Below are 13,626 nucleotides of genomic sequence, written 5' to 3'. Positions count from 1 at the left end.
TCTCGCAAGTCCCACGCAAGATTATCCCGCTAGATTCACAGTGTAAGAACGGAGAGAAGCCCATGCAACCCATTCAGCTCTTTGACCTGGCCTCGCGGCAAGCCGAGTGGCTCCAGGTACGTCAGCAGGTTGTTGCCGGCAATATCGCCAATGCCAATACGCCGAAGTTTCACGCCAAGGATGTCACGCCATTCCAGGCCGTTCTGGACAACCAGAACGTCGGTATGGTCCGGACCAATCCCGCGCATCTTTCGGGCAGTGAATTCAGCACGAGCGGCAACGTCAACGTGGAGGAAGCGCCGCTCAATCAGGAAATTGGTGTCCAGGAGTCGGGTAACACCGTCGGCCTGGAAGACGAGCTCGCCAAGGCCGGTGAAATCAAGCGCCAGTACAGCTTGAACACCGCTCTCGTCGGCTCCTTTCATCGCATGATGTTGATGACCGTAAAACAATAGATGAAGTGAAGATGTCATGGACCCTTTATCAGCCGCATTGAAGATTGCGGGCTCCGGCCTGGAGGCTCAATCGACTCGTCTGCGCATTGTCTCCGAAAATATCGCCAACGCCCGTTCGACGGGCGATACGCCGGGTGCCGATCCCTATCGGCGCAAGACCGTGACCTTCGGCGCCGAGATGGATCGCGCCAACGGCGTCACCACGGTCGGCGTCAAGAAGCTCGGCGAGGACACGGGCAAATTCGTCGAAGAATACGATCCCAGTAATCCGGCCGCCGACCAAAAGGGCTACGTCAAGATGCCCAACGTCAACATTCTCGTCGAGATGGCCGATATGCGGGAGGCCAACCGTTCCTACGAGGCCAATCTGCAGACGGTCAGACAGGCCCGTGATCTCATTTCCTCCACTATTGATTTGCTGAAGAACCAATGATCGACTCGGTTAAGAATGTAGCCTCTCTTTCGGCGACCCGCGGCCTCGGCAGCATCGCCACGGATCTGACCTCCGCCGCTTCCAGCGCCCTGAATGCCTCGCCGGCCGTCGCTGCGGGCGCGGATGCCGGAATGAGCTTCGCGTCGGTCATGTCGAATGTCGCGAAGGATTCCATCAACTCGCTGAAGGACGCCGAAAACGCCTCCTTCGCCGGCATCAAGGGCACGATGAGTACCCGCGAAGTCGTCGACAAGGTCATGCAGGCCGATCAGACCCTGCAGACCGCGATCGCACTGCGCGACAAGGTGGTCTCGGCGTTCCTCGATATTACGAAGATGCAGATCTAGCGCGGGGTTTCCCGCTCTAATTAATTGATTTGGCGTGAGTTGTTCGCAGGCCGCTTCGCGGTTTCGAAGGTTCCGCCCTGGCTCGAAGGACGAAAGCATGAGAGCGCTCGCAATTGCCGCGACGGGCATGGACGCCCAGCAGACCAATCTCGAAGTGATCGCGAACAACATCGCGAACATCAATACGACGGGTTACAAGCGCTCGCGCGCCGAGTTTTCCGACCTTCTCTACCAGACCGAGCGCGCCAAGGGCATCGCCAACAGGCCGAACCAGGCAGTCGTGCCGGAAGGCGCTAACATCGGCCTCGGCGTTCAGACCGTAGCCGTGCGCAACATCCAGGTGCAGGGCGAGCTGTCGCAGACCCAGAACGAGCTCGACGTAGCCCTCGTCGGTCGCGGCTGGTTCCAGATCCAGATGCCCGACGGCACGACCGCATATACCCGCGCCGGCTCCTTCAACAAGAGCGACACCGGCCAGATCGTCACCCCCGATGGCAACGTATTGGAGCCTGGCATCACGATCCCGAACAATGCCAGCAGCCTCACCATCAGCCAATCCGGCCAGGTGTCGGCGATCATCGGCACGGCGACCACGCCGACTGTACTCGGCCAGCTGCAGATCGCCAATTTCGTCAATGAAGCCGGCCTGCAGCCGATGGGCAGCAACCTCTTCACGCAGACGCCTGCCTCCGGCGATCCCGTCGTCTCCGATCCGAACCAGAACGGCTTTGCCTATCTGAAGCAAAACTATCTGGAATCGTCGAATGTCGATCCGGTCAAGGAAATCACCGATCTGATCACTGCGCAACGCGCCTACGAGATGAATTCGAAGGTCATTACGACGGCCGACGAAATGGCGCAGATCGTCAGCAAGAACCTGAAGTAGCAAGAGGGACGGGCCGAACATGAGGTTTCGCCGGATGAAAAGCTTGGCAATGGCATGGTTCGCCGCAGCGAGCCTCTCCGTCGTATTCGCGTCGGCTGCGCCGGCCGGCGCAATGAGTGCCGACGGCTCCAGCCTCGGAACTGCCGTGGTGCCGACCGAGACGATCTATCCGGGCGATATCATCAGCAGCGGCCAGCTCGAGGAGGTCGAGGTCACCAATCCAAACCTGAGCGGCGACTATGCCAAGCGGCTCCGCGAGGTCACCGGTCTGGTGTCGAAGCGCACGCTTCTTCCCGGCCGCACGATTTCCATCTCCGCGCTGCGCCAGCCCTATGCGGTAACGCGCGGCTCCAATGTCCGTCTGGTGATGAGCATGGGTACCATGACGATCACGGCGGCCGGCACGCCGCTGGATGATGGCGCCGTCGGCGATAACGTCCGCGCCCGCAACATGGACTCCGGCATCATCGTCAACGGCACGGTCCTGCAAAACGGTACGATCCGCGTGGTCGCGAAATGAAACGGCTTCGTCAACTACTCGCAATCCTGTTCGCATTGCCGAGCCTGATCGCGGCCGATCCGGCTCTCGCGATGCAATCGCGCATCAAGGATATTGCCTCGCTGCAATCCGGCCGCGACAACCAGCTGATCGGCTACGGCCTGATCGTCGGTCTCCAGGGGACCGGCGACGGTCTGCGTTCCTCGCCATTCACCGAACAGTCTATGCGCGCGATGCTGCAGAACCTCGGCATCTCGACGCAGGGTGGCCAGTCTGCCGCCAAGAACACCGCCGCCGTCATGGTGACGGCGAACCTGCCGCCCTTTGCAAGCCCGGGCAGTCGCATCGACGTGACGGTCAGCTCGCTCGGCGATGCGACGTCGCTGCGCGGCGGCACGCTGATCATGACTTCTCTGAGCGGCGCCGACGGGCAGATCTATGCCGTGGCGCAGGGCTCGGTCATCGTATCCGGTTTCCAGGCGCAGGGCGCCGCCGCCACGGTGACCGAAGGTGTCACGACGGCTGGCCGCGTGCCCGGCGGCGCCATCATCGAGCGCGAACTGCCGTCGCGCTTCAAGGATTCCGTTAACCTGGTCCTGCAACTGCGCAATCCGGACTTCTCCACCTCGATTCGCATCGCCGATACAGTCAATACCTGGGCGACCTCGCGTTTCGGTGCGCCGATCGCAGAAGCCAAGGATTCACAGGAGGTGACGATCGCCAAGCCGAAGATGGCGGATCTGACGCGGCTGATGGCCGACATCGAAAATCTCAACGTTCAGACCGATACGCCGGCCAAGGTCGTCATCAACGAGCGCACCGGAACGATCGTCATTGGTGCCGATGTCCGCGTCTCGCCGGTCGCCGTCAGCTACGGAACGCTGACCGTGCAGGTGAGCGAGAACCCGCAGGTGATCCAGCCGGAACCCTTCTCGGACGGCCAGACGGCGATCCAGGATCAGACCGATATCACTGCCACCAAGAGCGGCGGCCGCGTGGCCGTGCTGGAAGGGCCTGATCTGAAGACGCTGGTCTCCGGCCTCAACAATATCGGCGTCAAGCCGGACGGCATCATCGCCATCCTGCAAGGCATCAAGTCGGCCGGCGCCCTGCAAGCGGAGCTCGTATTGCAATGATCTCGACCGCCATTGCCAGAAAAATGCTGATCACCGGCAGCCTCGCCGCGCTGTTGTCGCTGACGACGGCCGCGGCGCAAGAGGCGCCGAAGCCGGTCGCCGATCCAGCTTCGAGCCAGGACGAGATCCGCCAGTTCTGCACCAATATCGCCGATCCGGCCCGAGACCAGCGCTATCTGCTGCAAAAGCAGGAATTGGAAAAGCTGCAGGCGGATGTCGATCAGCGCATTGCCACCATGGACAAGCGCAAGGCCGAATATGAGGATTGGCTGAAAAAGCGCGACGACTTCCTCAAGACGGCCGATCTCGGCCTGGTCGATATCTACAAGAACATGAAGCCGGATGCCGCAGCGGCAAGCCTCAACGATGTCAGGACCGTAACTGCCGCAGCCATCATCATGAAGCTTTCCGCGCGCCAGTCGAGCCTGATCCTGGCGGAAATGGATGCGAAGAAGGCGGCCATGATCACCAATATCATCGCCAGCGCATCCGACCCGAATACATCGAAGTCGAAGGACCCCTCATGAACACGCGTCTTACGGCCGCCTGCGCAATCGTCGTCTTCCTCGCCGGTTGCCAGTCGCAGGCCCTCAAGGAAATCGGCAGGGCGCCTGCCATGAGTCCGATCGGCAGCGGCCTGCAATATGCGCAGACGCCGCAGATGTCGCAGTATCCGAAGCGGCCCCATCAAGTCGCGCAGGGCTATTCGCTCTGGAATGATTCGCAGGCCGCCCTGTTCAAGGATGCGCGTGCACTCAATGTCGGCGACATCCTGACTGTTACGATCCAGATCAATGACAAGGCGAATTGGGATAACGAGACCAATCGCAATCGCACGAACAAGAGCGATATGAACTGGAACATCACCGCCAAGATCTTTGGCTGGCAGCCAAGCACCAATGCTGACGCGACTTCGGGCTCTGACACCAGCACCGACAGCAAAGGCAAGATGCAGCGTTCCGAGCAGATCAACCTTCTGGTCGCAGCTGTCGTGACGGGTATTCTCGAAAACGGCAACCTGATGATCAGCGGTTCGCAGGAAGTGCGCATGAACCAGGAAATCCGCATTCTCAACGTCGCCGGCATCGTCCGGCCGCAAGACGTCACCTCCGAGAATACCATTTCCTACGACAAGATCGCCGAGGCGCGCATCTCCTACGGCGGCCGTGGCCGCCTGACGGAAATACAGCAGCCGCCTAGGGGGCAGCAGGCCGTCGACCTGCTCTCGCCGCTCTGATTTGACAGTGGACGGATAGGGAATATGGCAGCAGCCGCAGACGAACCGGCAAAGGGCAAGGGATCGCCGATGATCATGATGATCGTCGGGCTACTGGTGCTGACCGTGCTCGGCGGCGGCGGCGGCTGGGTCCTTGGAACCATGGTGGCGCCGCGGATCAAGGAAGCCACTGCGGCCGTGCAGGCGATTGCAAAGGCCGGCGGCGACAGCAAGCAGGCTGCGGCCGCCGCCCAGGCAAACGGAATCGTTGCGCTCGATCCGATCACCACCAATCTCGCTTATCCCTCGCAGAGCTGGATCAGGCTGGAGCTTGCGCTGGTTTTCAAGGGGCCATCGGACGCACAGCTCGCTCAGGCGATCCATCAGGATATCCTGGCTTATATCCGCACGGTTTCCTTGCAGCAGATCGAAGGTGCACGGGGCCTGCAATATCTTAGGGATGACATTCAGGAGCGTGTTGACCTGCGCTCGGAAGGACGAGTATCGAAAGTTATCTTCAGAACTTTCGTGATCGAATGAGTCGACCAGCACTTGCTCTATTTATATTCGTGATTGCTGTCTTGTCGCCTGAGCTGGCGGCGGCGCAGCAATTGTCGCAGCAGCTTCCGACCGATCTTCTGAACGCGCCGGTCAACGGCTCGGTTGCCGCCTGGATCATCCGTACCTTCGGGCTTCTGACGATCCTGTCGATCGCGCCGGGTATCCTGATCATGGTGACGAGCTTTCCGCGCTTCATCATCGCGTTTTCGATCCTGCGCACCGGCATGGGCCTTGCGACGACGCCGTCGAACATGATCCTGCTGAGCCTCGCCCTTTTCATGACTTTCTACGTCATGTCGCCGACCTTCGATCAGGCCTGGAAGGATGGCGTGCAGCCGCTGCTGGCCAATCAGATTTCGGAAGCGGACGCAGTGCAGCGCATCGCCGAGCCCTTCCGCACCTTCATGTCCAACAATACACGCGACAAGGACCTGAAGCTTTTCGTCGACCTCGCACAGGAACGCGGTCAGACGACGGTGGTCGACAACAAGATCGATTATCGCGTGCTTATCCCGGCCTTCATGATCTCGGAAATTCGCCGAGGCTTCGAAATCGGTTTCCTTGTGGTCCTGCCGTTTCTGGTCATCGACCTGATCGTTTCGACCATCGTGATGGCGATGGGCATGATGATGCTGCCGCCAACCTCGATCTCTCTGCCGTTCAAGATTCTCTTTTTCGTGCTGATCGACGGCTGGAACCTTCTGGTCGGCAGCCTGGTCCGCTCTTTCCACTGATGTTATGAGCGGAAGGCGATCACCGGAGCTCTTGCCCTGATGATCGCTGAAACTTATTCGGCCGCGATTGCCGCTGAATTCCGGTCGTCTTCCATGAAGGGTTCCGCGCGCGCCGGCAGTGCCGGTACGTCCATGTGATCGGGTGCAAGCCCCTGCTTGGCCCGCGCCGCCATCATCTCGAAGGCCGTCTCCAGATGATGCGTGAAGCGTTCGGCATCGAAGAGCGGCTTGATGTAGCGATTGGCCGCCAGCGTTTCCTTGAACTGGGCAATCCGCTCCGGCTGGCCGGCGAGCTGCACGGCCATGTCTTCATAGGCCTGGACGTCGTCGGCCACCAATTCCGGCAGGCCGATGGCATTCAGCAGGCTTTCGCTGACGCGCGAAGCGAAATTGGTACCCTTAATGGTGAGAACCGGCAGGCCGCCCCAGAGCTGTTCCGAGGTCGTCGTATGGCCGTTGACGGGGAAGGTATCGAGGCCGAGATCGGCAAGCTGCTGGCGGTCGATATGGTCCTCGTAGCGAATGCGGCTGGTAAAGATGACCCGCTTGCGGTTGACGCCGCGGGCTTCCAGGCGCGACCAGATATTGGCCTCCGCCCGAGGGCCGTTGCACAGCAGCCAGAGCACGCTGTTCTTGCTGCGCTTGAGAATATTGCACCATACGTCGACCATCTGCGGCGTGATCTTGCGGTTACCGTTGAAGGAAGCGTAGACGAAAGCGTCCTCGGGCAGCCCGTGCTCCGCACGCGTTGTCGGCCGCGGCTTCGGGCGGTTGAGCGGATCGTTCGGCTGATAGCATTCGGGCAGGCGACAATATTTTTCGTAGAAATGCGCCTTCGACTGATCCGGCAGGACGTAATGGTCGCCGATGATGTAGTCGAGGTCGATGTTGACGGTTGTGCCGGGAAAGCCCAGCCAGGCGACATGGATCGGAGCGGGCATGTAGTTGAGGATGAAAGCGCGGCTTCCCTTTGTATGCCCCTTGAGATCGACGAGAATGTCGATTCCGCGGGCGCGGATCGCTTCTGCTGCAGCCTGGTTGGAAAGGCCGCGAATGTCGACCGTGGTCCCCATTGCCGAATAGTCGAAAGCCTCCTCTTTCTGGTGAGCCGTCTCCGAGTGGTCGAAAAGGGTGATTTCGAACCGATCCTTGTCGTGCAACTCGAGGACGCGCTGCATTAGCTTCATCGTCGCGTGTCCCGGCCAGAAATCGGAGGAGAGATAGCCGATGCGGATCTTGCCGCCCCATGTATGCGGCAGCTTGCGGCGGGCTTCCGCATGGCCCGCCGGCAATGGATCGGTGTCGTGGACCGCGAGCTTGTTAAGCGCCTCGTCGCCGCACCAATGGAGATGGAAGAAGGGATTGTCCGGAATGACATGCTCGAGCTTGCCCTGTGCAAGCGATGCCAGGACCGGGGCCATATGTTTTTCGACGGCGGCCAGATCGGACACCTCGCGCGCGAAGATCAGGTAGAGCGCGCGGAAAATGACATGGTCGGGATGCTTCTTGAACAGGGTTGTGACGATGTGCCGGTTGCTTTCGTCATAGAGATCGTCGGTCAGCAGCCTTGCGGCCATCTGGCGATGCTTGAGTTCCGGTCCTTCGACGAGCACCGTCTTGAAGCCCGTCAGCAAATCCTTTTGCTGACGGGCGAGAAAGATGCGGCTGAGGACGAAGGCAAGGTCCGGATCCTTGAATGCCAGGGGCAGGATCAGACTTCCGATCGCGAGAGCCTGATCGTCGTTGCCGCAGTCGCCGTGCAGCAGCAGAGCTTCCCGAAGATAGTCGTCGCGCTGTGGCTTTTGCCGGCCGGCTAGCTCGTAGGCGCTTGCCGCATCCGATCGGAAGCCGAGTTTCAGCAGCGTCTTTGCCAGCAGCGCATAGGTCTTGGGCGATCTGTCGATGTTCAGCAGCTCGTTCAGCGTTTCGAGTGCGCGTGTATATTGGCCCTTCTGGTAGAAGCCGGACGCTGTCACAAAGGCATTTTTTGTATTCACGAGCGAGAACTCCGAGCGATATGTTGACTGGCTCCCGCCGAAGGGCGAGGGCCGGCATCATGGATTCGCTTCATGATCCCTCACGGAGCTTGCCTGAAACCGAAGCACCGGTCGAAATTGCCTTTACGGATTCTTAGCCACGTTCCAGAGAGGCGGTGTCCACTGGTCCCGGATTTAAGAAATTGGCAAGCAATGGATGCGAACTTTCTCGCGACATGACGGGTTTGGTCCTCTAGGAAAATGGATCGAGGGGCATGAAGCTGCTCCGTCATCGCCGGTATTTCCAGTCCGGTATGTCCTCCTTTTGTATCCAGTTTCCAGGGGACACTCCTATGACCAGCATTATCACCAACAATTCCGCAATGGCCGCCCTCCAGACGCTGCAGAACATCAGCAGCAACCTGCAGGACACGCAGAACGCCGTTTCTTCTGGCCTGCGCATCTCCAAGGCTTCCGACAACGCTGCCTACTGGTCGATCGCCACGAGCATGAAGTCCGACAACAGCGCCATCGGCGCCGTTTCCGACGCTCTCGGCCTCGGCGCTGCCAAGGTTGACACCGCATCGACGGCCGTCACCAGCGCGATCGACATCGTCGGCCAGATCAAGGACAAGCTTGCAACCGCCATGGAAGGCTCGGTCGACAAGAAGTCCGTTCAGGAAGAAATCGGCCAGCTGCAGCAGCAGCTTCAGAGCGTTGCCCAGTCGGCTTCGTTCAACGGCGAAAACTGGGTCATGGCTGCAAACAACGGCTCGGCTTCGGTTGTTTCCTCGTTCATCCGCGGCACCAACGGCACCGTTTCGGTCAGCACGACCTCCTACGCCTTCAACACCGGCGCAACCGGCAACGTTCTGTTCGGCGCCAATGCAGCCGGCACGATCGACACGGCTTCGGGCATCCTCGGCACGAAGGACACCACCGTCGGCGCTTCGGTCTTCAGCCTCGACATCAGCAGCATGACTTCCGGCCAGATCTCCAGCGCGCTCAACATGGTTCAGACTGCTCTGAACTCCATGACCAGCCTGGGTTCGAAGCTCGGCTCCATCTCCAGCCGTATCGACCTGCAGACGAGCTTCGCTTCGTCGCTGTCCGACTCGATCCAGTCGGGCGTTGGCAAGCTGGTTGACGCCGACATGGAACAGGAATCGAGCAAGCTGTCTGCTCTGCAGACGCAGCAGCAGCTGGCTATCCAGTCCCTGTCGATCGCCAACTCCTCGACCCAGTCGATCCTGTCGCTCTTCCGTTAATAGGAAGCGCCAACGCGGCGCGTTGGTCGAAAATCCTAAACAACAAGTTAACCGCGCCTATCTAAGGCGCGGTTTTTTTTATATTTTTTGGCCAAACGCGGTTCAGCTTTTCTTAACTATATTGCTGTTTCTTAGGACCATCGAAGCGGCGAGTTAACCTTAACGAATTTGGTTAATAGGCATGATGCTGAATGCCGTTACCGGTTTTAGGTCCGGAATGTCCCTTATTCAACCACTGCCAAAGGGGCAAATATCATGACGAGCATTCTTACCAACAACGCCGCAATGGCTGCTCTCCAGACGCTGCGTACCATCGGCTCGAACCTGCAGGACACGCAGAACGCCGTTTCTTCCGGCTTGCGCATCTCCAAGGCTTCCGACAACGCTGCCTACTGGTCGATCGCCACGAGCATGAAGTCCGACAACAGCGCCATCGGCGCCGTTTCCGACGCTCTCGGCCTCGGCGCTGCCAAGGTTGACACCGCATCGACGGCCGTCACCAGCGCGATCGACGTCGTCGGCCAGATCAAGGACAAGCTTGCAACCGCCATGGAACCGTCGGTCGACAAGAAGTCTGTTCAGGAAGAAATCACGCAGCTGCAGCAGCAGCTTCAGAGCGTTGCCCAGTCGGCTTCGTTTAACGGCGAAAACTGGGTCATGGCCGCAAACAACGACTCGGCTTCGGTTGTTTCCTCGTTCATCCGCGGCACCAACGGCACCGTTTCGGTCAGCTCGACCTCCTACGCCTTCAACACCGGCGCAACCGGCAACGTTCTGTTCGGCGCCAATGCAGCCGGCACGATCGACACGGCTTCGGGCATCCTCGGCACGCAGGACAGCACCGTCGGCGCTTCGGTCTTCAGCCTCGACATCACCAACATGACGGGCGGCCAGATCTCCAGCGCGCTCAACATGGTTCAGACTGCTCTGAACTCGCTCACCAGCCTGGGTTCGAAGCTCGGCTCCATCTCCAGCCGTATCGACCTGCAGACGAGCTTCGCTTCCTCGCTCTCCGACTCGATCCAGTCGGGCGTTGGCAAGCTGGTTGACGCCGACATGGAAGAAGAATCGAGCAAGCTGTCCGCTCTGCAGACGCAGCAGCAGCTGGCTGTTCAGTCCCTGTCGATCGCCAACTCCTCGACCCAGCAGATCCTGTCGCTCTTCCGTTAATAGGAAGCGCCAGCACACGTTGGCCAAACAGGAAAACGATCTTGCCGCGCCTTCTCCGGAAGGCGCGGTTTTCGTTTTGCGCGACGCCGCAATCCGGCTGCGAGCCTGGAGCGGTTCAGTTTTTCACAGAATCTCTGAGCCGCTCTATCTCTTTGTTGTCTCGCAATTCCGGACGGAAAACCGCTGCGCACTTTTCCTGGAATTGCTCTAAAGCGCGCTATTCGCTCTTCGCCTGATGGCATCGACGAAGCCATCGAACAGCTTGCGCATGGCAACCTGCTTGTAGGGATAGACGACAGGGTCATCCATATTGTGGACCACCATTGCCACATCGAGCTCGAATACCAACAGACGACCGTCAGGAAGCTCCGCGCAGTCGATGCCGAAATAGTCGAGTTTGATATGACGGCAGAGTGCTGCAAAACTCTCTTCGTGGCGGACGGCGAAATCGCAGTCGAAATCTTCCATCCATGCCTGTTCGACAGCTCGTTTTGCGGCACTCTGACCCATCCCGGCACTCAGATAGTGCACGATCCAGTGGTCCGAGAGCGCCATGTGGCTGGCGAAGGCCTTGCCGTCGATGAATACGACGCGCTGCTTGTTGTAATAGCCGTCGGCCCCGCGGAAATCGATGAAGGGTGCCACGTAAAGCTCGGATGCCGGCTGTGCTGCGAGAAAGGCTGCCAGTTCAGCCGGATCGGAGACGCGCTCCATTCCATTACCGGCATGTGTGCTGAGCGGGCGCACGACCAGCGGGAAGGCCAGTCCTGGGGCGCAGTCCTTCAGCTGCTTGGCGCCGACGGCGACGGCTGCGAGATCGTCGCGCGATACGCGATGGGTGGTGGGGGAGAGGATCGACGGTTCGTTTGCCAGCATTCCGCTCACCCCGTCGCGCGTAAGCCCCGCGATCAGTTCCGGATTGCGGTTCATCACCAGACCGTCGAACTTCGCAAGGAGTCCTCGCATATGGGCGAGCAGGGGCGCGTTTTCAGTTGACTCTCCGATTGCCATAAAGGCGACGTCATGCTCCGGCAGACCGATGAGTGCAGAGGTTTGCAGGTCGACATAGCGCAGCCATAGTACGCAATCGCTGCCCGCCAGCAGAAAATCCAGCGGCGTATTGGCCATGAAATCGCCTTCGGTGACGAAGGCCAAAAGGCGCGGCCCGGTTCCGTTGCCGTGGACGACGCGGAAGTCACGCCGCAGCTGCACAGCGTTCTTCAGGATCTGGCGTGCCTCTTCGGTGCGGCCGAGCGTCTGCAGGATGATCGCTAGGTCCATGAGTGCGGCCGCATCGGTCGAATCGGCCGTCACACGCTGCATGAGCTCGTTCCATAGCGGCGTCACGTCGCGGCCGGCATAGACGAGTGAGACGATTCTCTGCATGCCGAGAATTCGGGAGGCGTCCGGCATATTGGTGGAAGCCGGTTCGATGCCTGGGGCTTTGGTCATCAGCATTGGGGGAGATCCTGTCGGGAGCCGATTGTCAAAACGCTATGAACGAGCTCGTCGATATCCGCCTGTCGCGTGCGATGGTTCACGATCGCGGCGCGGATTGCCGGTTGTCCGTTCAGATGGGTCAGGGATGGAGCGACGCGGCCTTCGGCGTGCAGCCGCTCGACGATCTGGGAGTTGACGGATGCAGGTACAGTTCCATCCTCGCCGACATAGGCGAAGCAGACGATATTGAGCGCGACCGGTGCGAGCAATGTCAGCCGAGGTTCCTGTTCGATGCGCTCGGCCAGCCTATGAGCCAGCCGGCAGTTGGCGCTTATGGCGTCTCCGAGAGCTTTGACGCCGTAGGTTTTCAGCGTGAACCAGGTCTTCAGCGCCCTGAAGCCGCGCGACAGATCCGGACCGTAGTCGCAGGGCCACCAGTCTCCGCCTGCAAGCCCGGTGGCTGCGCGGCTGAGATAGGCGGCGTCCGAGGCAAAGGTCTGCCGCTGCCATTCACTGTCGCGCACGAGCAGGAAGCCGGCATCGTATGGCACCTGGCCCCATTTGTGGAAATCGAAAGCGAGCGAATCGCAACTGTCGATCCCTGCGAACAGATGCGCAAGGTCGGGGCTCAACACGCCGAGGGCGCCCAGCGCGCCGTCGACGTGAAAGTGAAGATCGTAACTGTCGGCGATATGCCGCAAACCGACGAGGTCATCGACGGCACCGGTATTGACCGTTCCCGCACTGCCGATGACGAGGAACGGCACAAGACCTTCCCGTTTGTCGCGAAGGATCGCCTCTTCCAGCGCGCCGATATCGATCTGGCCAAGGTCATTGACGGCAATGCGCCGGAGCTGAGCGCTGCCGATACCGGACATTTCGAACGCGCGGGGAACACAGCCATGAACCTCGTTCGATGCATAGGCGACGAGCCGGGATTCGTCGGACAGACCGGTTGCGCGCACATCGCGGCCGAGCTTCCGGCATCTGGCGATCTGCACCGCGACGAAATTGGCCTGCGATGCGCCGGTGAGGAAAATACCGCCTGCCGTCTCCGGAAAGGAGAAGATCTCGCGCGCCCAGCGGATGATCTGGCGCTCGACTTCGATCGGCATATGGTCGCGTCCGCCGAGATTGGCATTCAACCCGCCGGCGAGCATTTCGGCCAGCATGCCGGTAACCGTGCCGCCGCCCTGGACCCAGCCCATGAAACCCGGGTGAATATTGCCGCTGCCATAGGGGAGGATATTTTCCCGAAAAATGGCGTGGACTTCGGCCAGGTCGCTGGCTTCGACCGGCAGCGGCGCATCGAACAGGGCGCGGGCGGAGGAGGGGGCGTGTTGCCAGACCGGCTTTGTTCCGAGCGTGTAGAGATGATCGAACATGTCGTCGAGCATCTGGTGACCCTGCCTGCGCAGATCCTGCCAGTCGTCGGGGTCGAGGCTTGTTCGCTCTTGGCGATCAACCGCCGCCCATCCGGCGTCCTGCAAACTGAACATCTCAAC

15 protein-coding genes are annotated in these 13,626 nt (G+C 60.1%); 12 read left to right on the top strand and 3 right to left on the bottom strand.

The features are described 5' to 3' along the window. Positions 1-62: 62 nt before the first annotated feature. The 10 genes from flgB (at position 63) to fliP (ending at position 6,267) form a co-directional block, all read left to right on the top strand. Positions 63-455, top strand: coding sequence for a flagellar basal body rod protein FlgB (flgB, locus tag AC13QY_RS15805; RefSeq protein ID WP_069611309.1), 393 nt, complete (start codon positions 63-65; stop codon positions 453-455). Positions 456-471: 16 nt separating this feature from the next. Continuing rightward, positions 472-888, top strand: coding sequence for a flagellar basal body rod protein FlgC (gene flgC / locus AC13QY_RS15800; RefSeq protein WP_069611310.1), 417 nt, complete (start codon positions 472-474; stop codon positions 886-888). Then, positions 885-1,235: a flagellar hook-basal body complex protein FliE gene (fliE, locus tag AC13QY_RS15795; protein ID WP_113332081.1), complete on the top strand. Its 351-nt coding sequence runs from the start codon at positions 885-887 to the stop codon at positions 1,233-1,235. The genes flgC and fliE overlap by 4 nt, the downstream gene beginning before the upstream one ends. 97 nt (positions 1,236-1,332) lie before the next feature. Then, positions 1,333-2,121: a flagellar basal-body rod protein FlgG gene (gene flgG, locus AC13QY_RS15790; protein WP_092709105.1), complete on the top strand. Its 789-nt coding sequence runs from the start codon at positions 1,333-1,335 to the stop codon at positions 2,119-2,121. Between the two features lie 34 nt (positions 2,122-2,155). Then, positions 2,156-2,641: a flagellar basal body P-ring formation chaperone FlgA gene (flgA, locus tag AC13QY_RS15785; RefSeq protein WP_371865506.1), complete on the top strand. Its 486-nt coding sequence runs from the start codon at positions 2,156-2,158 to the stop codon at positions 2,639-2,641. Beyond that, a complete protein-coding gene (locus AC13QY_RS15780) occupies positions 2,638-3,756 on the top strand; it encodes a flagellar basal body P-ring protein FlgI (protein WP_069611314.1) in 1,119 nt (372 codons plus the stop codon). Before flgA ends, AC13QY_RS15780 begins: the two co-directional genes overlap by 4 nt. Further along, positions 3,753-4,283, top strand: coding sequence for a MotE family protein (locus AC13QY_RS15775; RefSeq protein WP_069611315.1), 531 nt, complete (start codon positions 3,753-3,755; stop codon positions 4,281-4,283). The genes AC13QY_RS15780 and AC13QY_RS15775 overlap by 4 nt, the downstream gene beginning before the upstream one ends. Continuing rightward, positions 4,280-4,993: a flagellar basal body L-ring protein FlgH gene (flgH, locus tag AC13QY_RS15770; RefSeq protein ID WP_092709116.1), complete on the top strand. Its 714-nt coding sequence runs from the start codon at positions 4,280-4,282 to the stop codon at positions 4,991-4,993. Before AC13QY_RS15775 ends, flgH begins: the two co-directional genes overlap by 4 nt. 24 nt (positions 4,994-5,017) lie before the next feature. Further along, a complete protein-coding gene (locus AC13QY_RS15765) occupies positions 5,018-5,512 on the top strand; it encodes a flagellar basal body-associated FliL family protein (protein ID WP_113351209.1) in 495 nt (164 codons plus the stop codon). Beyond that, the gene (gene fliP / locus AC13QY_RS15760) at positions 5,509-6,267 is read left to right on the top strand and encodes a flagellar type III secretion system pore protein FliP (RefSeq protein WP_162748776.1); all 759 of its coding nucleotides are present in this window, start codon (positions 5,509-5,511) and stop codon (positions 6,265-6,267) included. Before AC13QY_RS15765 ends, fliP begins: the two co-directional genes overlap by 4 nt. 53 nt (positions 6,268-6,320) lie before the next feature. On the opposite strand, the gene AC13QY_RS15755 is transcribed toward fliP, so the two are convergent. Continuing rightward, the gene (locus AC13QY_RS15755) at positions 6,321-8,264 is read right to left on the bottom strand and encodes an O-linked N-acetylglucosamine transferase family protein (RefSeq protein ID WP_113390064.1); all 1,944 of its coding nucleotides are present in this window, start codon (positions 8,262-8,264) and stop codon (positions 6,321-6,323) included. A 332-nt stretch (positions 8,265-8,596) separates the two neighbouring features. Between AC13QY_RS15755 and AC13QY_RS15750 the strand changes: the two genes are divergently transcribed. Then, entirely contained in the window at positions 8,597-9,511 is a 915-nt protein-coding gene (locus AC13QY_RS15750; RefSeq protein ID WP_113406423.1) for a flagellin N-terminal helical domain-containing protein, read from the top strand. A gap of 255 nt (positions 9,512-9,766) precedes the next feature. Continuing rightward, a complete protein-coding gene (locus AC13QY_RS15745) occupies positions 9,767-10,681 on the top strand; it encodes a flagellin N-terminal helical domain-containing protein (protein WP_113406422.1) in 915 nt (304 codons plus the stop codon). A 207-nt stretch (positions 10,682-10,888) separates the two neighbouring features. On the opposite strand, the gene AC13QY_RS15740 is transcribed toward AC13QY_RS15745, so the two are convergent. Further along, the gene (locus tag AC13QY_RS15740; RefSeq protein WP_113355691.1) at positions 10,889-12,139 is read right to left on the bottom strand and encodes a tetratricopeptide repeat protein; all 1,251 of its coding nucleotides are present in this window, start codon (positions 12,137-12,139) and stop codon (positions 10,889-10,891) included. Further along, a complete protein-coding gene (locus AC13QY_RS15735; RefSeq protein WP_113355690.1) occupies positions 12,133-13,620 on the bottom strand; it encodes a pyridoxal phosphate-dependent decarboxylase family protein in 1,488 nt (495 codons plus the stop codon). The genes AC13QY_RS15740 and AC13QY_RS15735 overlap by 7 nt, the downstream gene beginning before the upstream one ends. Positions 13,621-13,626 lie beyond the last annotated feature (6 nt).

It is taken from the genome of Martinezella sp. CNPSo 3795, assembly GCF_057784475.1.
This window is presented reverse-complemented; position numbering and strand designations above follow the sequence as displayed.

Bases quoted from the DNA above. Each gene is read 5' to 3' on its own strand.
- flgB (WP_069611309.1), top strand. From the start codon at position 63: ATGCAACCCATTCAGCTCTTTGACCTGGCCTCGCGGCAAGCCGAGTGG.
- flgC (WP_069611310.1), top strand. From the start codon at position 472: ATGGACCCTTTATCAGCCGCATTGAAGATTGCGGGCTCCGGCCTGGAG.
- fliE (WP_113332081.1), top strand. From the start codon at position 885: ATGATCGACTCGGTTAAGAATGTAGCCTCTCTTTCGGCGACCCGCGGC.
- flgG (WP_092709105.1), top strand. From the start codon at position 1,333: ATGAGAGCGCTCGCAATTGCCGCGACGGGCATGGACGCCCAGCAGACC.
- flgA (WP_371865506.1), top strand. From the start codon at position 2,156: ATGAAAAGCTTGGCAATGGCATGGTTCGCCGCAGCGAGCCTCTCCGTC.
- AC13QY_RS15780 (WP_069611314.1), top strand. From the start codon at position 2,638: ATGAAACGGCTTCGTCAACTACTCGCAATCCTGTTCGCATTGCCGAGC.
- AC13QY_RS15775 (WP_069611315.1), top strand. From the start codon at position 3,753: ATGATCTCGACCGCCATTGCCAGAAAAATGCTGATCACCGGCAGCCTC.
- flgH (WP_092709116.1), top strand. From the start codon at position 4,280: ATGAACACGCGTCTTACGGCCGCCTGCGCAATCGTCGTCTTCCTCGCC.
- AC13QY_RS15765 (WP_113351209.1), top strand. From the start codon at position 5,018: ATGGCAGCAGCCGCAGACGAACCGGCAAAGGGCAAGGGATCGCCGATG.
- fliP (WP_162748776.1), top strand. From the start codon at position 5,509: ATGAGTCGACCAGCACTTGCTCTATTTATATTCGTGATTGCTGTCTTG.
- AC13QY_RS15750 (WP_113406423.1), top strand. From the start codon at position 8,597: ATGACCAGCATTATCACCAACAATTCCGCAATGGCCGCCCTCCAGACG.
- AC13QY_RS15745 (WP_113406422.1), top strand. From the start codon at position 9,767: ATGACGAGCATTCTTACCAACAACGCCGCAATGGCTGCTCTCCAGACG.
- AC13QY_RS15740 (WP_113355691.1), bottom strand. From the start codon at position 12,139: ATGCTGATGACCAAAGCCCCAGGCATCGAACCGGCTTCCACCAATATG.
- AC13QY_RS15735 (WP_113355690.1), bottom strand. From the start codon at position 13,620: ATGTTCAGTTTGCAGGACGCCGGATGGGCGGCGGTTGATCGCCAAGAG.